This is a genomic window from Bradyrhizobium sp. AUGA SZCCT0158 (genome assembly GCF_018130065.1).
Lineage (GTDB): Bacteria > Pseudomonadota > Alphaproteobacteria > Rhizobiales > Xanthobacteraceae > Bradyrhizobium.
On record NZ_JAFCME010000011.1, the window covers coordinates 143785 to 162316 of the forward strand.

Below are 18532 nucleotides of genomic sequence, written 5' to 3' on the forward strand. Positions count from 1 at the left end.
TTGCGGTGCAACAACGATCCGTGCTAATTGTACATATACAATTATAAACGCTATTTGACAATCAGCTTGTCTTCGGTATTTTGCCGCCATGACCAAGCTGACCCACTTCACGAGCTACGCGGATGCGCAGGCGGAATTTTCCTCCGCCAGACTCTGGGAATTGTTCGCGGGCAATCGCGAACGCCTGAACATCGCCCATGAATGCATCGACCGGCATGCCGGGCGTTCCAATCCGGCTGTCATTGTCGTTCACGCCGACGGGCCGGATGAACTGTTGAGCTTTCGCGAGATCTCGGAAGCCTCGTCGCGCTTCGCGCATTATCTGGCAAGCGAGGGTGTCAAGCCCGGCGATCGCGTCGCGATCATGCTGGAGCCGTCGCGGGCGTTCTACGTGGCGGTGTTCGGCACGATGAAGGCGGGCGCCATCGCCGTGCCCTTGTTCACGCTGTTCGGACCCGATGGCGTCAAGCTGCGCGTCAACGATTGCACGCCGCGGCTGATTGTGACGAACGCCGAGAAGGCGCCGAGCCTGGACGGCATCGAAGCGAAAATCGTGGTCGCCGACGATGCGTTCCTGAAAGGACTTGAGGGCTTCTCGCCGCACTTCACATCAAACACGGCGGCCGACGCGCTGGCGCTGTTCCAGTACACGTCGGGGACGACGCGCGAGCTTCCCGAGGCGGTCAAGCACACCCATCGTTCGATCGTGACGCTGATGGTGGCGGCGCTCTACGGCACCGGTTTGCGACCCGGCGATCGTTTCATCTGTCCGTCGTCGCCGGCGTGGGGCCATGGTCTCTGGCACGGCACGCTGGCGCCGCTGGCGCTCGGCATCACCATTGGCGCCTATGCCGGCAAGTTCAATCCGGAACGGCTGCTGGCGGCGCTGCAGCAGCACCAGTTCACCAACATCTCGGCGGCCGCCACCCATTATCGCATGATGCGAAATTCCGGCGCGGCGCCGAATTATCGCTACGCGATCGAGAAACTGTCCTTCACCGGCGAGCCGATCGACAGCGAGACCGCTTCGTTCGTCGAGCATGTTTTTGGCCGGCCGGCCTGCAGCATGTACGGCACCACCGAGATCGGCGTGATCCTGGTGAGCTATCCCGGCGCCGGCGATTTCGTCGTCAAGCCCGGTTCATTGGGTAAGCCGATCCCCGGCGGACGCGTCGAAGTCCATGATGCCGAGGGCCGGCAATGCCCGCCCGGCGTCGCCGGCGAACTGAAGGTCTGGCGCCACGGGCAGTGGATCGCGACCAAGGATCTCGGCCGCATCGATGAGGACGGTTATTTCTATCACGGCGGCCGCGCCGACGATGTGATCATCTCCGCCGGCTGGACCATGAGCGCCGTCGAGATCGAGGATGCGATCCTGAAGCATCCGCAAGTGCGCGAGGCGGCCGCCATCGGCGTCGCCGATCCGCTGCGCGGACAAGTCGTAAAGGCCTTCGTCGTCACCGACCGGGCCGGCGATGAAGCGTTCCAGCACGAGATCCAGGACGTCGTGCGCCAGCGCCTCAGCCATCACGAATATCCGCGTGTCGTCAGTTTCGTCACCGAACTGCCCAAGACGCCGGCCGGCAAGGTCAACCGCAAGGTGCTGCGCGACCGCGAGCAGGCCATCACGAAATCAGAAGCGAGATAGAGGCAAAAGCCTGAAGGAAGGAACGTCAATGCTTGATACCGTCGAAACCAGATTTCCGAAAATCACCGAGGATGGCCTCGACGATCTGCGCAAGCGCATCGGCGTCTCCATCGGCGTCACCGCCGAGCCCTGGTGCTACGAGGCGACGCGCGACAACATCCGCCATTATGCGCACGGCATCGGCGACGACAATCCGCTGTGGTGCGACCCTGATTACGCCGCCAAGACCAACCATGGCGGCATCATCGCGCTGCCGAGCTTCCTGTTCTCGACCAGCCGCATCGTGTCGGGTTACGTCGGCGGTTTGCCCGGCGTCCACGCGATGTGGTCGGGCGCCGACTGGACCTGGCACAAGGCGGTCAGGCGCAACGACGTGATTTCGACCGAGGCCAAGCTGAAGGATCTCGTCGAGCACCAGACGCGCTTTGCCGGCCGCGCGATCCAGCAGACCTATCATGTCGACTTCTTCAACCAGCAGGGCGACCTCGTCGCCGAGGCGGATAGCTGGTGCTTCCGCACCGAGCGCGACCATGCGCGCGAGCAGGGCACCAAGTACAAGGAGGTCAAGGCCCGCGCGCCGCGCCGTTACAGCGAGCAGGAACTGGCTGACGCCTACAAGCTCTATGCCGAGGAGCGGATTCAGGGTTCGCGCAAGCGCTACTGGCAGGACGTCACCGAGGGTGAGGCGCTGCCCGTCATGTTCAAGGGGCCGATGACGGTCACCGGCTTCATCGCCTATGCGCAAGGGTGGGGCGGCCTCTACATCCGCGCCAACAAGCTCGCCTGGAAGCTGCAGGACGCCCATCGCGGTCTCGGCATTCCCAACCGCTTCAACATTCCCGATTGTCCCGAGCGCGTGCACTGGGAAGAGGAGTTCGCGCTCGAAGTCGGCGCGCCCGGCGCCTACGATTACGGTCCGGAACGCTGCTCCTGGCTCACCCACCATCTCACCAACTGGATGGGCGATGACGGCTTCCTGCGCCGTGCGACCTGCAAGATCCGCCGGCACAATCCCGAAGGCGACATGCTGTTCATCAGAGGCAAGGTGAAGCGCAAGTTCGTCGAGGGCGGACGTCACCTCGTCGAGATCGAGCAGGAAGCCTACAACCAGGACAATGAAGTGTCGGTGCTGGGGACCGGCATCGTGGAACTGCCAAGCCGTTCCTGAAGAAGCTTCGTTCCTGACAACAGAACGGTCAATTGACCATGCCCGCAAACGAGCTCACGCGCGGAGCGATGACCGGCCTCAAGGTCGTCGATCTGTCGCGCGTGCTCGCCGGACCACTGTGCACGCAGATGCTGGCCGATCACGGCGCCGATGTCGTCAAGATCGAGCCGCCTGCGGGGGACGAGACCCGTGGTCTCGGGCCGCCGTTCGATGCGGCCGGGCAGGCGGCCTATTTCAGCGCCGTCAACCGCGGCAAGCGCGGCATGGCGCTCGACCTCTCGCGCAGCGAAGGGCGCGCGGTGCTCGAAGCCCTATTAAAGGATGCGGACGTGCTGGTGGAGAATTTCCTGCCGGGCACCATGGAGCGCTGGGGTATCGGCTTTGATGCTCTGTCCACGCGCTTTCCGCGGCTGATCTACTGCGCCATCTCCGGCTTCGGCTCCGACGGGCCGCTCGGTGGGCTCCCCGGCTATGACGCGGTGCTGCAGGCGATGTGCGGGCTGATGAGCATCAACGGCACGCAGCAATCCGGCGCCACCCGCGTCGGTGTTCCCATTGTCGATTACGTCACCGGATACAATGCGCTCACCGGCGTCCTGTTGGCGCTGGCGGCGCGCGAGCGCACCGGGATGGGGCAGCGCGTCGAGGTGACGCTGTTCGACACCGCGCTCAATCTCCTGGTGCCGCACGCGGCCAACTGGCTCTGCTCGGGCAACGTACCCGGCCGGCTCGGCAGCGCGCACCCCAACATCGCGCCTTACGACAAATTCGCGGCCAGCGATGGCGAGATTTTTCTGGGTATCCTCAACGACGGCCAGTTCCGCCGTTTCTGCCAGAAGGTGGCGCGCGAAGATCTGCTCGACGATCCGCGCTTCCGGACCAATGCCGACCGGCTCAAGCACGTAGGATCCCTTCGCGCCGAACTCGAGCGTACGCTGGCCGGCTTCAAGTCCGACGATCTCTGCCGCGATTTGATGCGCGCGGGGGTGCCGGCGGGACCGGTGAACAATGTGGCGCAGGCGTTCGCGCAGCCGCATGTGGCACACCGCGACATGCTGGTCGAAAGCGAGGGCCACCGCGCACCCGGCATTCCCATAAAACTTGCGCAGACGCCCGGTGGCGCGGGACGGCGACCGCCCCGCTTCGGCGAACATGTCCACGACATACTGGCGGAAGCCGGATTCGATCAAATGGCCATCGACGGTTTGATCGAGACCGGCATCGTCTCACCCAACGACAAGAAGAGCTCATAACAAAAAACAAAATCATCTGGAGAGGAAACCATCATGCTGAAATCCGCAAAATGGGCCGCAGGATTGCTGGCTTTGCTATGGAGCTGCGCGGCAGTTGCGCAGTCCTATCCGTCGAGGCCGGTGCGGATCATCGTGCCGTATCAGGCGGGCCAGGGCACCGACGTGGTGGCAAGATACTTCGCCGACCATTTGTCGCGGACGATGGGCCAGCGGTTCTATGTCGAGAACAAGCCGGGCGCCGGCGGCAATATCGGCGCCGAGCAGGCGGCGCGTTCGGACGCTGACGGATACACGCTGATGATGGGCACCAATGCCACCCAGAGCATGAACGAGTTCATGTATGCATCGCCGGGATTCGATCCGGCGAAGGATTTTGCGCCGATCATCCTGGTGGGCAAGTTGCCCATGGTGCTCGCGGCCAATCCGTCGTTTTCAGGAAGTTCGCTGGCCGACCTGGTTGCCGCGGCCAAGGCGACGCCCGACAAGGTCGACATCGCGCTGCCGAGCACGACGGCCCGTATCGTCTTCGAGTTCCTGAAGGGGCGGAGCGGCGCGTCGTTGTTTTCGGTGCCCTACAAGGGATCGGCGACGGCGACGACGGATGTTCTCGGCGGCCAGGTGCCGCTGATCATCGACACGGTGACGGCGCTGCGCGGCCATGTCGCCGGCGGCAAGCTGAAGGCGCTCGGGATCACCTCGCTGAAATCGACCGAGCTGATGCCGGGTGTAAAGTCCATCGCCGAGCAGGGTGTAGCCGACTTCGAGGTGACCGCCTGGAACGCGTTCTATGCGCCGCGCGACACGCCGCAGCCGATCGTCGATCTCTTGAACAAGGAACTGGCCAAGGCGCTTGCCGAACCGGAAACGAAGAAGCGCCTGCTGGAACTCGGATTCGATCCCGGTGGCGGTACGCCCGCCGAGCTGACCCAGTTCGAGAAGCGGGAGCGGCTGAAGTGGGGGCCGCTGATCAAGGAAACCGGCCTGCAGGGCGGCTGAGCGATCGGCGTGTGAAGTCAGCGCTGACCGTCATGGACTGAAATCGCATCGGCCGACAATCCGCCGATGCGGGCGTGCGGCCGGCCGCCGGTTGCCATCACGAGGCCGAACGCGATTTCGTCGCGGCGTGGCGCGTCCCACATCGTCATCTCGGCGGTGCCGAAGTGGCTGCGCACATAGGCGGCGTTGATATGGCCGAGCGGCACCATCAGGCGTGTGCCGGGGCCGCCGATCGTCTTTGCCGCGGGAACGATCGCCTTGGGCTGGCCAAGCACCTCGCGCATGCCCTGGCCGCCGGCCTCGTGCCACACTGCGCCATGTTCGAGTTCACCGTCCTCGCCGACGACGATGCCCTTTCCATAGGCCTCGATCATGGCGCTGGCGCCGAGCCGCTCCATCAACCCGGCCGCGAGCTCGCGGCCGAGTTCGCGGAGTGACGCCTGAAACGGCATCAGGTCCGGCTCATAGCGTCCGGCAAAGGGATTGCGGATCACCGCGATCGCCGTGCCGACGAGCAGCGGCGCTGCCAGCCGCGGCCCGCGCTCGTGCCAGATCGTCTCGACGCTCAGCGAGGTCTTGCGGATTTCATAGGCGGCGGACGATTGCGTCGTCATCGGATCACTCGTCGACGACGGGATTACGGAGCACACCGATCTGTTCGATCTCGACCTCAACGACGTCGCCGGGCTTGAGGAAGATCGGCGGCTTGCGGGTGAAGCCGACGCCGGCCGGCGTGCCTGTCGCGATGACGTCGCCCGGCACGAGGTCGAAGATGGTCGAGGAATATTCGATCAGCCGCGGGATCGAGAAGATCAGCATCGAGGTATTGCTCGATTGCACCGCCTCGCCATTGACGCGGGTTTCGAGCTTCAGATTGGTGGGATCGGCAATCTCGTCAGGCGTCACCAGCCACGGACCGAACGGGCCGGTGCCGACGAAATTCTTGCCGGACGCGATCTGCTGCGCATGCCGTTGCCAGTCGCGGACGCTGACGTCGTTGTAGATCGAGTAACCCGCGACATGGCTCCAGGCGTCGGCCTGGCTGATGTGGCGGCCGCCCTTGCCGATCACGACGGCGAGCTCGCCTTCCCAGTCCAGATTGTCGGAAACTTTTGGCCGGATCACCGGCGCGTTGTGCGCGACCTGCGAGCGCCAGACCCGCAGGAAGATCGGCGGAAATTCGGTGATCTCGCGCTTCATGCCGAACGCGACAGCCTCGTTGTGGTGGTCGAGGTAGTTGCGCACGGCGCAGACGATCTTTTCGGGCCGCGGGATCACAGGCAGAAAACTGATCTCGCTCAGTTTCAGGTCCGCCTTGTGGGCGGCGGCGATCTGCTCCCGCTCGGCGAATTTCGCGCTGCCAATGAAATCCGCCAGCGTCCCGCCGAGCACCTTGCCGAGGTCGATGACCTCGTCGCCGCGCACGGCGCCCCATGTTTCGGTCTGCTGCCGCAGGAAAGATATGAGCTTCATGAACGTGATCCCTGGACCCTGATCTAAGATTTCCGTAAAAGACACTATTTTCGAAAATTAAACAAGCGGAATTCAGTTTCGGCTCGGGAGCGCGCATTTCGGCGCGGTCGCCGAGGCCCGATCGGGTTCAATTCTGGCTGAACAATTCCGAAGCGTATTTGATGACGTTGTCAGTGGTGCTCTGGATGTGCTTTGCGATCAGCTCGCAGGCGCGGTCGGCATCGCGGCCGACGGCGGCCTTCATCAGCGCACGGTGCTCGCCGGCCTTGTCGCGCGGACGTGGCCGGAACCTTGCCGAGATATTGCGATAGCGCTCGGCGCGTTCGAACAGTGATTGCCGGATGCCAAGCAGGGTTGGCGAGCCGCATGCCGCCACCAGGGATTCGTGAAACTCCCGGTGCGCCAGCTTCCATTCCGGATTGTCGGCGTAGTCCTCGACCTCGCGCCCCTCGATGATTCCAAGCCGGTGAATCGACGAAATAACCGCGATTTCCCAGTCATCATCGCCATTTTCGATCGAGCGGCGGATCAAATCGACCTCGATCAGGATGCGGGCACGGGTGAGATCGATCAGATCCGCGAGGCTGATCGGCGCCACCTTGAAGCCGCGCTGCTCCTCGGCCACCACCAGCCCCTCGGCCGCCAGACACGTCAGCGCCTCGCGCAGCGTCGTGAAGCTCGCGCCATAGGTCAGCCGCAGCGTATCGAATTTGAGCACCTCGCCGGGCCTGAGCCGGCAGGTCACGATCTCGTTTCGCATCCGGTGCGCGATGTCGGACGCGAGCGTCTTGCCGAATTCCTTTCGGCGCTTGAAGGCCGTCACGTTCATGGAATCGCTCTCCGATCGCCCTTCGAGTCTATCGAGGCGAGAATGCTGTTGCAATAATTTTCGTAAGCGGTAGTATTTTCGAAAATATGGCTTGAGGACGGGTGGGAGCGCGCATGAAGGCTGTCTTGGTACACCGCCCGGGAGGACCGGACGCCCTGCAATATCAGGACGTCCCGGAGCCAAAGCTCGCCGAGACCGACGTGCTGATCCGGGCCGAGACCTTCGGGGTCGGGCAGCCCGACAAGCTGATCCGCAGCGGCGTCTACAAATGGATGCCGCCGCTGCCGGCCAACCCCGGGAATGACGTCGCGGGCCGGATCGAGGCTGTCGGCAGCGCCGTCCGTGACATCAAGGTCGGACACAAGGTGCTGCTGAGCGCCCGCGATCTGGCACAGCGCGGCGGCTGCTACGCCGAGATGGTCGCAGCCCCGGCGGATGCCATTCATCTGCTGCCCGAGCAGGTTGATCTCGAGGCCGCGGTTTGCCTTGCCAATTACCAGGTGGCCTGGGCGCTGCTGAATGAATGCGGCGCTGCGCGTCCGCCGAAATCGGTGCTCGTCATCGGCGCGGCCGGCGGCGTCGGCTCATCGCTGGTGCAACTGGCAAAACTTGCGGGCATGACCGTGATCGGCACCGTCAGCTCGGAGGAGAAGGCGGTCTTCGCCAGCGCGATGGGCGCCGACGGCATCATCTACTACCGCGGCGAAGACGTCGTCGCGCGCGTGCGCGAACTGACGAATGGGCGCGGCGTCGATCTGGTGCTCGATCACGTCGGCGGTCCTGATTTCTTCAGCCATCTGCACGCGCTGGCCAAGTGGGGAACGGTGGTCTCCTACAACGCGTTCGACGGCCTGCCCACGCAGAACATGATGGAGGAGATGCGCAAGCATCTCGACGTCTGCCCCGCCATCCGCTGTTTCTCGTTTCACATCTACGACCACGACCGCGAAGGCCGCCGCGCCATCATGCAGCGCATGATCGGCCATCTGGCTGACGGCAGCATCAAGCCGGCGATCTTTGCGCGTTTCAAGCTGTCCGAGGTCCGGCAGGCGCACGAGCTGCTGGATTCCGGCCAGGCGCTCGGCAAGATCATCATGACGCGCGACTGACGGGGATGGTTACGATGATAAAGGTCAAACGCATCAGGCACGCGACGTTCGCGACCGCCGATATCGCACGGCAGATCGAATATTATCAGGCGATCATCGGGCTCGGTCTTGTCGAAAGGCAGGCCGGCCGCGCGCTGTTTGCCTCGGAGTCCGGCGAACTCACGCTGGTTCTGGAGCAGGATACGGCTTCATCCTGCAAGGCCATGGCGTTCGAGATCGCCCCCAATGTCGAACTCGGGGACGTCGGCAAGCAGCTTGGGGATCTCGGCATCAAATCCGAACTCCGCTCCGATTCGGTGCCGGGAATACCGCGCGCGCTGGTTTTCTCGGATGTCGACGGCCGCCAGATCGAGCTGTTCACGCAGTGGCAATTCACCCCGCCGAGCGAACAGGTGCGGGGCATCGTCGTCAGCAAACTCGGCCACATGGCGCTGTACGCGCCCGATCCGGACCGGACCGCAAAATTCTATGCCGACGTTCTGGGTTTCCGCGATTCGGACCGGATCGAGGAAAACTTCGTCTTCATGCGCTGCGGTTTCGAGCATCACGCCATCAATTTTGCGCGCGGCACTGACGCGCGGCTGCACCACATGGCGTTCGAACTGCGCGATGCTTCCCACATGCAGCAGGCCTGCGACCTGCTCGGGCGCCGAAAAATCCCGCTGTTGTGGGGACCGGTGCGCCACGGCCCCGGCCACAACATCGCGACCTATCATCGCGACCCCGACGGCTATCTGATCGAGCTGTTCTACGACATGGACCGCATGGCCGACGAGGAACTCGGCTATTTCGAGCCGCGTCCCTGGCATCGCGACCGGCCGCAGCGTCCGAAGACCTGGATCGGATTGCCGCGCGACATCTGGGGCGTCGGCCCTTCGCCTGACGCGGCGGAGTTCTCGCCGAAGATGCGCGGCGGGAAGTAAGCGCGCGGACCTTCGACGGCTAACATCACAAATGATCGATATGGGGAGAGACGAAAATGGCGGGATCAACACGCAGTTCAGTTCGTCGTCATTCGTTCGGGCGACTGCTCGCGATGGTGTTCATCGCCACGATCGCGGGATCGATGTGCGCCGCCAGCGCCCAGGACTATCCGACCCGGCCGATCCGCCTTCTCCACGGTTTTGCCGCCGGCGGCGCCGCCGACACCCTGTCGCGCATTCTGGCGAACGGGCTTTCGAAACGGCTGGGCCAGCCGATCGTGATCGAGGCCAAGCCGGGCTCGGGCGGCAATCTCGCCGCGGCCCAGATCGCCAAGGCCGAGCCCGATGGCTACACGATCGGGCTCGTCACCGGCGCCCACGCCATATCCCCGGCACTCTACAAGTCGCTGCCCTACGATTCCGTCGAGAGCTTCGAGATGATTTCGACCGCCGTCTACTACGCGCTCGTGATCGCGGTTCGCGCCGATTACGAGGCCAAATCGCTTGGGGAATTGATCGCGCTTGCCCGGGCCAAGCCCGGCGAGCTCAATTACGCTTCCGTTGGATTTGGCAGCACCCACCATCTGGCCGGCGCGCTGCTGGAAACCACGGCCGGCATCAGGATGGTGCACGTTCCCTATCGCGGCGATTCGCTCACCGTCACCGCGCTGCTCGGCGGCGAGATTCCAATGATCGTGGGAACGCCGGTGCTGCTGGCGCCGCAGATCGAGAGCGGGGCCATTCGCGGGCTTGCCGTCACATCGCCTGCGCGCAGCAAGCTCCTGCCAAACGTTCCCACGGCCGATGAATCGGGCGTCAAGGGATTCGATGTGCGCACCTGGGCCGGCCTGCTGGCGCCGAAGGGCACACCGCCGGCGATCATCAAGCGCCTCAACAAGGCTGTTCTGGAAACCCTCGCCGATCCCGAAACCAGGGCGGCGCTGGAAACCGCGATCGGCGGCGAAGTGCAGGGCAGTACGCCGGAGGAGATGCGCGCGCTGATTCAATCGCAAATCGTAAAATGGGCCGACGTGATCAAGACAGCGAATATTCCCCGGCTGTGACGATCAAGGCATCGTCATGGCGGTCCTGCTTGCATTTCCGGCATGGTGAGCGGCCGAAAGCGCCTTTGTCGCTGCCGTCCTTTCGCGTATGTTTCCAAAGCGTTTTTGAGCGAAGTGGATACCGGTTCGCGTGAAAAAAAACGCGTCAAAACAAGAATCTGGAACATAATCGGTTCTGATTTCATCAGAACCGATTATGTTCCAAGAAACCACTCCTTCCTGAGAGGCCATGTGACTGCAACCAATCCCGCCGCGGGCAAACCGGTCGGTTCCGCTGATCTCGTCAATGTTCCGCGCCTGGTGACGGCCTATTTCGCCGGCAAGCCTGATCCGGCCGATCCCGCCCAGCGCGTCGCCTTCGGCACCTCGGGTCATCGCGGCACGTCGCTGAAAAACTCCTTCAACGAAAACCACATTCTGGCGACGACGCAGGCGATCTGCGACTACCGCCGCGAAACCGGGCTGACCGGCCCGCTGTTCATCGGCATCGACACCCACGCGCTGGCGGAATCGGCGCTGGTGAGCGCGGTGGAAGTGTTTGCCGCCAACGGCGTCGATATCATGATCGACGATCGCGGCGGCTACACGCCGACGCCGGTCATCTCGCACGCGATCCTGAGCTACAACAAGGGCCGGACCAGCGGCCTTGCCGACGGCGTCGTCATCACGCCGTCGCATAACCCGCCCGAGGACGGCGGCTACAAATACAATCCGCCCCATGGCGGCCCGGCCGATACCGACGTCACGGCCAGGGTCGAAAAAGCCGCGAACGCCTTTATGGCGGCAGACATGAAGGGCGTGGCGCGGATGCCCTATGAACGCGCCCGCAAGGCGCCGTCGACGCATCTGTATGATTATATCCGCCCCTATGTCGCCGATCTCGGCAATGCCGTTGACATGGCGCTGATCAAATCATCCGGCGTGAAGATCGGCATCGATCCGCTCGGCGGCGCCGCCGTGCATTATTGGCAGCCTCTCATCGAGCATTACGGCATCAACGCCACTGTTGTGAACGATGTCGTCGATCCCACCTTCCGCTTCATGACCGCGGACTGGGACGGCAAGATCCGGATGGATTGCTCCTCGCCCTACGCAATGGCGAGCCTGATCCAGATGCGCGACAAATTCGACGTCGCCTTCGCCAACGATACCGATGCCGACCGCCACGGCATCGTGACGCGCACCGGCGGCCTGATGAACCCGAACCATTTCCTCGCCGCTGCAATTGCCTATCTGTTCGAGCACCGGCCGCAATGGAGCAGGGATGCCGCGATCGGCAAGACCATCGTCTCCAGTTCGATCATCGACCGCGTTGCGAAAAAGCTGAACCGCAAGCTGGTCGAGACTCCGGTCGGCTTCAAATGGTTCGTCGAGGGGCTCGGCAGCGGCGCATTCGGTTTTGCCGGCGAGGAAAGCGCCGGCGCCTCGTTCCTCAAACGCGACGGGTCGGTGTGGACCACCGACAAGGACGGCGTCGTGATGGGGCTGCTGGCCGCCGAGATCCTCGCCAAAACCGGCCGCAATCCCAGCGAGTTGTTTGCCGGATTGACCGCCGAACTCGGCACGCCCGTCTATGCGCGGATCGACGTGCCGGCGACGCCAAAGCAGAAGAACGCGCTCAAGGCGCTCGGGCCGGAACAGCTCGGCATGAAGGAAATGGCCGGCGATCCGGTGACGGCGGTCAGGACCAAGGCGCCCGGCAACGATCAGCCGTTCGGCGGCATCAAGGTCGAGACCGACCAGGGCTGGTTCGCCGCACGGCCGTCCGGCACCGAAGACGTCTACAAGATCTACGCCGAGAGTTTTCGCGACAGCGATCATCTGGGCAGGATCCAGAGCGACGCCAGGGCCGCGATCGCCAAGGCGTTCTGACGAAGCAGCGTCAAAGCAGCCTCCTCGCTGTTAAGTCCACGGCTGAGGCAGGTTGCTCCTGCGCGTGTGCGCTGCCCGAGGCTTGGTTTTTCTCGCAGAGGCCCATGCCGATCGCGCTGTTGCCAAAAGAATTCCTAGCTGCTTCGCTCCTTGCAGCGACCGGATGTCAACTCACGGCGCCAGGGAGAACAACGTGACGCACAAGGGCATGGTCGTAACTCCGCAACCCGAGGCCACCGAGGCGGGCAGGGACATCCTCGTCGCCGGCGGCAATGCCATCGACGCGGCCATCGCGGCCGCGCTGGTTCAGACCGTCGTTGACCCCATGATGTGCGGCATTGCCGGCTTCGGAAGCCTGGCCGCCTATTTCCCGTCGAAGAAGGTGCATAGCTACTACGATTTCCATGCCCCTGCGCCATCAGCCGTACGGCCTGACATGTGGCAGGACCTGATCGAGAGCGAAGCGCGTGACGGATACGGATTCATTCTCAAAGGCAATGTGAACGATATCGGTTATCAATCGATCTGCGTTCCTTCCTCGCTCAGGGCCTTTGCCGACGCGCACCGTGATCTCGGCAAACTGCCTTGGGCCGAACTGTTTGGCCCGGCCATTGATTACGCCGAAAGCGGCTGGAACGTTCGGCCGCATGTCCACACCTGGTGGTCGGAAGAAGGAACGATGGGGCGGGTGGGCAACGCCAATCGAATTTCATTCGTCCCGTCGGCCAAGGCGCTTTATTGCAGGCCGGACGGATCGCCGAAGCGGGTGGGAGACCGCGTCGTCAATCGGGACTATGCAAACGTGCTGCGGACGATCGCGAAGGATGGGCCTGATGCATTCTTTCGCGGCGAGATCGCCGATGCCATCGACGCGGACATGCGGGCCCACGGCGGTCTGTTGCGCCGATCTGATCTCGAGAAGCTGCAAACCGTAAGGAACAAGCCGCTCTCGGCCACCTATCGAAACTCACGGGTTACGACAAATCAGGCGCCGGGCGGCGGCATCATGCTGCTGGAGATGCTTCGCACGCTCGAGAATTTCGATCTGAAGTCGATAGGTCACAACAGTGTCGAATACATTCGCGTCGTTGCAGAAGCCATGAAGGCCGCAACCCGCGACAAGGATCTGTTTATCGGTGATCCCTCCTTTGTTGACGTTCCGACCGATCGTTTGATCTCGAAAGAGCACTGCGCCGAAATCGCTGACGGCATCAAGCGTGGCGACAAGGTCAACGTGGTCAGGCTCAATGCCGGCCTCCCGAGCAAGGATACGACACAGGTTTCGATATGCGATGCCGACGGCAACTGCATCTCGATGACCCATTCGCTTGGTCTGCCGTCCGGCGTGATCACCAATGGACTGGGCTTCATGTACAATGGATGTATGGGGGTGTTCGATCCGCGGCCCGGGCGCGCCGGCTCGCTGGCGCCGGGAAAGGCGAGGTTCTCTTCCATTTGCCCGTCGATCGTCTTCAGGGATGACAAGCCCGTCCTGGTGATCGGAGCACCTGGTGCGACCCAGATCGCCATGGGTGTGCTCCAGGTATCGTTGAACGTCCTCGATTTCGAAATGTCGATGCTGGAGGCGGTCTCAGCGCCGCGCTTTTCGGCGACCAGCGATATCATCGATCTCTCGAACCGGATCCCGCGCTCTACCGAGCGGGCGCTGAATGGGCTCGGATATCAGACGGTACGATCCGCACTTAGCCACACATTCGGCTGGGTACACGGTATCAAGATTTCTCCTCAGGGGATGGAAGGTGGCGCCGATCCGGCGACCGACGGTATGGCGCTTACGGCTGGCTGAACGGTGGCTTCGTCCCGGTTACGTATAAGCCGGTACTTCCTTCCCTTCTCCCCTTGTGGGAGAAGGTGGCGCGCGTAGCGCGCCGGATGAGGGGTCTCTATCCGCGGAAACAGACCCCTCATCCGTCACAAACGCTTCGCGTCCGTGCCACCCTAAGAGCGAGCTTCGCTCGCCTCGGCTCCCACAAGGGGAGAGGGAGGCTTTCTGTTTTAAAGGCGTTTCTCCAATGGCTGATCTCCACGGCGTCTTTCCTTACCTCGTTTCCCCGATCGATCCCGAAGGCGACATCCGCACCGACGTGCTCGGCCGCCTCTGCGACGATCTGATCAAATCAGGCGTGCACGGGCTGACGCCGCTCGGCTCGACCGGCGAGTTCGCCTATCTCAACCCGGCGCAGCGCACCGCCGTGGTGCAGACCACGATCGAGGCCGCAAAAGGCCGCGTGCCCGTGATTGCCGGCGTTGCCTCGACCTCGACGGCCGACGCGGTGGCGCAGGCAAGAGCGTATCAGAAGCTCGGCGCCGACGGCATCCTTGCAATCCTCGAAGCGTATTTTCCGATTTCGGATGCGCAAGTGGAATCCTACTTCCGCGCCATTGCCGATGCGGTCGAGATTCCCGTCGTGATCTACACCAACCCGCAATTCCAGCGCTCCGACCTCACGCTCGACGTGATCGAGCGGCTCGCCGCCCATCCGCGCATCGGCTACATCAAGGACGCCTCGACCAACACCGGGCGACTGCTCTCGATCATAAACCGCTGCGGCGACAGCATTAAAGTGTTTTCGGCCTCGGCCCACATTCCGGCGGCGGTGATGCTGATCGGCGGCCTCGGCTGGATGGCCGGCCCGGCCTGCATCATCCCGCGCCAGAGCGTCGAGCTCTACAACCTCTGCCACGCCAAGCGCTGGGACGAGGCGCTGACGCTGCAGCGCAAGCTGTGGCGCATCAACGAAGCTTTTGCGCGATTCAACCTCGCCGCCTGCATCAAGGCCGGCCTGGAAATCCAGGGCTACGCGGTGGGCGATCCCGTTCCACCGCAGGCCGCGCTGACGGCGGAGCAGCGCAAGGTGGTGGAAGCGGCGCTGCGGGATGTTGGATAGTTGGATTGCGCTCTCTCCCCGTCATTGCGAGCGCAGCGAAGCAATCCATGGTGCGCCCAGCCGAGGAATGGATTGCTTCGTCGCTTCGCTCCTCGCAATGACAGTGGTGCGACAAAATAACCCGACGGGCAAATCAGTTCCGAATTACAGAAATCGTGTCAAGTCATAAAATTCCGAAAATCGAAAATATTCTTGTTGTCATCCACCCCAAATCAGTGCGCATCTATCGCCATCCCGTCCTATCAAGAGGGGCGTCGGCCGTCGTCACGACGAGGGCGGGTTGCGGTGGACGCTGGGGTTGCGATTGACGGTCGCGGCTGAGGCGTACGGCGAAAGCGTGTGGTCCTGGCGCCCGTAACGGCGTCAAGCCTTAAGGGAGCTAACGCTTCCGAGGGGCGACGGTGGCAATAGAGGCCGTCTCACCGGGGAGAGCGCGTTATAAGCCGTAAAGCCATTGCGCAGGGAATGTCGGATGTTCTCCGCTGCCCTGTATGCTCGTGTGCAGCTTTCTTAGCACAATCGCACATGAGACCGCGGGTGCAGCGCGCATCCGGCATTCCCTGCGCCCTCTGTTTTCGAGGGCGGGAAATTTCAAGCATAGCTCGGGCGCATCGCGTCGCGAGATCGCAGCTACATATTCAGTGTCATCGCCCGGCTTGACCGGGCGACCCAGTATTCCAGAGACGCCGATGATTGAACCGAGAAGCCGCGGCGTACTGGGTCCCCCGCTTTCGCGGAGGACGACACCATTTTTGGAGCCGCAGTGCATGACAGCATTGCCTATTTCCCAGGCGCTTCCATAGGGTTGGCTCGCACCCTATCTATCGGCTAGAACCCACCCAACTTTTGCGAAGAAAATCGAAGGACCAACTGATGAACATTCTTCCCGGCAATATGCGTTTTGGTGCGGGCCAGCCGGTCAAGCGTTTGGAAGATCAGAGACTGCTCACCGGGAAGGGGCAGTTCATCGACGACAGGCCGGAGGAGGGTGCGCTGTGGCTGCACGTGCTGCGCTCGCCGCATGCCCACGCCAAAATCGTCGCGATCGATACCAGGGCCGCGGTCGAGCTGCCCGGCGTCGAAGCCATCTATACCGGCGCCGACCTGGTCAGGGACGATATCGGCACCATCCCGACGCTGGCGATCTTCAAGCGGCCGGACGGCTCGCCGATGACGGTGCCGCCGCGGCGGCTGCTGGCGCATGAGATCGTGCGCTTCGCCGGCGAGCCGGTCGCGGCCGTGGTCGCGACCTCGCGCGTGCTGGCGCAGAACGCGGCGGAAGCGATCGCGGTCGATTACGAGGTGCTGCCGTCGGTGGTCGATCCCGTCGAGGCGGTCAAGCCGGGCGCGCCTGTGGTCTGGCCTGAGGCGCCCGACAACATCGTCGGCGCCATGAGCTATGGCGATGCCGCCAAGGTCGAAGCGGCCTTCGCCAGCGCCGCGCATACCGTGTCGCTCGATCTGGTCAGCCAGCGGCTGATCCCCTCCGCGATGGAGCCGCGCTCGACCATTGCCGAGATCGACAAGGCCGGCCGGCTGATCCTGCACGTCCAATCGCAGACCCCTGGCTCGACCCGCGACCTGCTCGCCGAATCGATCCTGAAGCGGCCGAAGGAAAGCGTCCGCGTGCTGGTCGGCGATATCGGCGGCGGCTTTGGGCAGAAGACCAGCCTTTATCCAGAAGACGGCGTGGTGGCCTATGCCGCCACAAAGCTCGGCAAGAAAATCCGCTGGCGCGGCGACCGCACCGATGAATTCGTCGGCGGCACCCATGGCCGCGATCTCACCTCGACCGGCGAATTCGCGCTCGACGCCAAGGGCCGCGTGCTGGCCTATCGCGTGCGCTCGATCGGCGGCACCGGCGCCTACAGCAGCGGCGCCGGCAACATCATTCCGCTGGTGCTCGGGCCGTTCGTGCAGACCGGCGTCTATGATCTGCCGCTGGTGCATTTCGAAGTCAAATCCGTGATGACCAACACCGCGCCCGTTGGCGCCTATCGCGGCGCGGGCCGGCCGGAAGCCGTGTTCATCGTCGAGCGGCTGATGGACGCCGCCGCGCGCCAGATCGGGATGGACCCGCGCGCCATCCGCAAGGTCAATTACGTCAAGCCGGCGCAATTGCCCTACACCAACGCCGCCGGCCAGGTGTACGATTCCGGCGCGTTCGCGCACATGATGCAGCGCGCCTCCGATCTCGCCGATTGGGACGGTTTTAACGCGCGCAAGAAGGCCGCGAAGAAGAAGGGCCTGCTCTACGGCCGCGGCCTCACCAGCTACATCGAATGGACCGGCGGGCGCGCGCACACCGAAAAGGTCTCACTGCACGCGACAGCCGAGGGCCGCATCATCCTGCATTCCGGCACCATGGCGATGGGGCAGGGGCTGCAGACCACCTACACCCAGATGGTGTCGGATACGCTTGGCATCCCCATGGACAAGATCGACGTCGTGCAGGGCGACACGGATTTGGCCACCGGCTTCGGCTCGGTCGGTTCGCGCTCGCTGTTCGTCGGCGGCACCGCGGTGGCGGTCTCCACCAACGACATGATCAACAAGGCGCGCGAGAAGGCGTCCAACGTGCTGGAGACCTCGGTCGAGGACATCGAGTATCGCGATGGCTTTCTCACCGTGGTCGGCACCGACAGGCGCATCAGCCTGTTCGAGATTGCCAAGAAGGAAGACGGCGCGCGGCTCAGCGTCGACTCGGAGGGCGAAGTCGACGGTCCGAGCTGGCCGAACGGCACGCATATCTGCGAGGTCGAGATCGATCCGGAAACCGGCGTCAGCAAAGTGGTGCGCTACACCACGGTCGACGACGTCGGCATCGCCGTCAATCCGATGCTGGTCACCGGCCAGGTGCATGGCGGCGTCGCGCAGGGCATCGGACAGGCGCTGTATGAGGGCGTGTCCTACAACGAGGAAGGACAATTGCTGACCGCGAGCTATCAGGATTACTGCGTGCCGCGCGCCGACGACATTCCGCCCATCGAGGTGACGCTGGATGATTCCGCGCCCTGCCGCACCAATCCGCTGGGTGCCAAGGGCTGCGGCGAATCCGGTGCCATCGGCGGCCCGCCCTGCATCACCAACGGCGTGATGGATGCGCTCAGCGAACTCGGCATCAAGCAGCTCAACACACCGCTGACGCCGGCCAAGGTCTGGCAAGCGATCAGGGATGCGCGGGTGGGGGTGTAACGGCAGAAAGGTCATCATGCCCGGCCTTGTCCCGGGCATCCACTCTTCACGGTGTATGAGCAAGCAAGACGTGGATGGCCGGGTCAAGCCCGG

At 63.4% G+C, this 18532-nt stretch carries 14 protein-coding genes; 11 read left to right on the top strand and 3 right to left on the bottom strand.

The features are described 5' to 3' along the window. Positions 1–88: 88 nt before the first annotated feature. From JQ574_RS17990 to JQ574_RS18005, 4 genes are read left to right on the top strand one after another with little or no spacing between them, the layout of a single operon-like run. Positions 89–1648, top strand: a complete 1560-nt coding sequence (locus JQ574_RS17990; protein ID WP_212207795.1) for an acyl-CoA synthetase — start codon at positions 89–91, stop codon at positions 1646–1648. Positions 1649–1676: 28 nt separating this feature from the next. Continuing rightward, positions 1677–2816, top strand: coding sequence for a MaoC family dehydratase N-terminal domain-containing protein (locus tag JQ574_RS17995; RefSeq protein ID WP_212207796.1), 1140 nt, complete (start codon positions 1677–1679; stop codon positions 2814–2816). 38 nt (positions 2817–2854) lie between these two features. Beyond that, a complete protein-coding gene (locus JQ574_RS18000; RefSeq protein ID WP_212207826.1) occupies positions 2855–4069 on the top strand; it encodes a CaiB/BaiF CoA-transferase family protein in 1215 nt (404 codons plus the stop codon). A gap of 33 nt (positions 4070–4102) precedes the next feature. After that, positions 4103–5065, top strand: a complete 963-nt coding sequence (locus JQ574_RS18005) for a tripartite tricarboxylate transporter substrate binding protein (RefSeq protein WP_212207797.1) — start codon at positions 4103–4105, stop codon at positions 5063–5065. A 17-nt stretch (positions 5066–5082) separates the two neighbouring features. Here the strand turns inward: JQ574_RS18005 and JQ574_RS18010 are convergent, their stop codons facing one another. From JQ574_RS18010 to JQ574_RS18020, 3 genes are all read right to left on the bottom strand, one after another. Further along, on the bottom strand, positions 5083–5679 hold the full coding sequence (locus JQ574_RS18010; RefSeq protein WP_212207798.1) for an amino acid synthesis family protein: 597 nt from the start codon (positions 5677–5679) through the stop codon (positions 5083–5085). A 4-nt stretch (positions 5680–5683) separates the two neighbouring features. Next, the gene (locus JQ574_RS18015) at positions 5684–6538 is read right to left on the bottom strand and encodes a fumarylacetoacetate hydrolase family protein (protein WP_212207799.1); all 855 of its coding nucleotides are present in this window, start codon (positions 6536–6538) and stop codon (positions 5684–5686) included. 127 nt (positions 6539–6665) lie between these two features. Beyond that, positions 6666–7367, bottom strand: a complete 702-nt coding sequence (locus JQ574_RS18020; protein ID WP_212207800.1) for a GntR family transcriptional regulator — start codon at positions 7365–7367, stop codon at positions 6666–6668. A gap of 113 nt (positions 7368–7480) precedes the next feature. Between JQ574_RS18020 and JQ574_RS18025 the strand changes: the two genes are divergently transcribed. The 7 genes from JQ574_RS18025 (at position 7481) to JQ574_RS18055 (ending at position 18439) form a co-directional block, all read left to right on the top strand. Then, positions 7481–8476, top strand: coding sequence for a zinc-dependent alcohol dehydrogenase family protein (locus JQ574_RS18025; RefSeq protein WP_212207801.1), 996 nt, complete (start codon positions 7481–7483; stop codon positions 8474–8476). Between the two features lie 14 nt (positions 8477–8490). Next, on the top strand, positions 8491–9399 hold the full coding sequence (locus JQ574_RS18030) for a VOC family protein (protein ID WP_249119413.1): 909 nt from the start codon (positions 8491–8493) through the stop codon (positions 9397–9399). 56 nt (positions 9400–9455) lie between these two features. Beyond that, a complete protein-coding gene (locus JQ574_RS18035) occupies positions 9456–10463 on the top strand; it encodes a Bug family tripartite tricarboxylate transporter substrate binding protein (protein WP_249119414.1) in 1008 nt (335 codons plus the stop codon). A 231-nt stretch (positions 10464–10694) separates the two neighbouring features. Then, the gene (pgm, locus tag JQ574_RS18040; RefSeq protein WP_212207803.1) at positions 10695–12335 is read left to right on the top strand and encodes a phosphoglucomutase (alpha-D-glucose-1,6-bisphosphate-dependent); all 1641 of its coding nucleotides are present in this window, start codon (positions 10695–10697) and stop codon (positions 12333–12335) included. A gap of 163 nt (positions 12336–12498) precedes the next feature. Further along, the gene (locus JQ574_RS18045; RefSeq protein ID WP_212207804.1) at positions 12499–14142 is read left to right on the top strand and encodes a gamma-glutamyltransferase family protein; all 1644 of its coding nucleotides are present in this window, start codon (positions 12499–12501) and stop codon (positions 14140–14142) included. 226 nt (positions 14143–14368) lie between these two features. Then, positions 14369–15244 (top strand): dihydrodipicolinate synthase family protein, encoded by an 876-nt coding sequence (locus JQ574_RS18050; protein WP_212207805.1) that lies wholly within the window; start codon positions 14369–14371, stop codon positions 15242–15244. An 873-nt stretch (positions 15245–16117) separates the two neighbouring features. Next, positions 16118–18439, top strand: a complete 2322-nt coding sequence (locus JQ574_RS18055) for a xanthine dehydrogenase family protein molybdopterin-binding subunit (protein ID WP_212211984.1) — start codon at positions 16118–16120, stop codon at positions 18437–18439. Positions 18440–18532: the final 93 nt, after the last annotated feature.

Bases quoted from the DNA above. Each gene is read 5' to 3' on its own strand.
- JQ574_RS17990 (WP_212207795.1), top strand. From the start codon at position 89: ATGACCAAGCTGACCCACTTCACGAGCTACGCGGATGCGCAGGCGGAA.
- JQ574_RS17995 (WP_212207796.1), top strand. From the start codon at position 1,677: ATGCTTGATACCGTCGAAACCAGATTTCCGAAAATCACCGAGGATGGC.
- JQ574_RS18000 (WP_212207826.1), top strand. From the start codon at position 2,855: ATGCCCGCAAACGAGCTCACGCGCGGAGCGATGACCGGCCTCAAGGTC.
- JQ574_RS18005 (WP_212207797.1), top strand. From the start codon at position 4,103: ATGCTGAAATCCGCAAAATGGGCCGCAGGATTGCTGGCTTTGCTATGG.
- JQ574_RS18010 (WP_212207798.1), bottom strand. From the start codon at position 5,679: ATGACGACGCAATCGTCCGCCGCCTATGAAATCCGCAAGACCTCGCTG.
- JQ574_RS18015 (WP_212207799.1), bottom strand. From the start codon at position 6,538: ATGAAGCTCATATCTTTCCTGCGGCAGCAGACCGAAACATGGGGCGCC.
- JQ574_RS18020 (WP_212207800.1), bottom strand. From the start codon at position 7,367: ATGAACGTGACGGCCTTCAAGCGCCGAAAGGAATTCGGCAAGACGCTC.
- JQ574_RS18025 (WP_212207801.1), top strand. From the start codon at position 7,481: ATGAAGGCTGTCTTGGTACACCGCCCGGGAGGACCGGACGCCCTGCAA.
- JQ574_RS18030 (WP_249119413.1), top strand. From the start codon at position 8,491: ATGATAAAGGTCAAACGCATCAGGCACGCGACGTTCGCGACCGCCGAT.
- JQ574_RS18035 (WP_249119414.1), top strand. From the start codon at position 9,456: ATGGCGGGATCAACACGCAGTTCAGTTCGTCGTCATTCGTTCGGGCGA.
- JQ574_RS18045 (WP_212207804.1), top strand. From the start codon at position 12,499: ATGTCAACTCACGGCGCCAGGGAGAACAACGTGACGCACAAGGGCATG.
- JQ574_RS18050 (WP_212207805.1), top strand. From the start codon at position 14,369: ATGGCTGATCTCCACGGCGTCTTTCCTTACCTCGTTTCCCCGATCGAT.
- JQ574_RS18055 (WP_212211984.1), top strand. From the start codon at position 16,118: ATGAACATTCTTCCCGGCAATATGCGTTTTGGTGCGGGCCAGCCGGTC.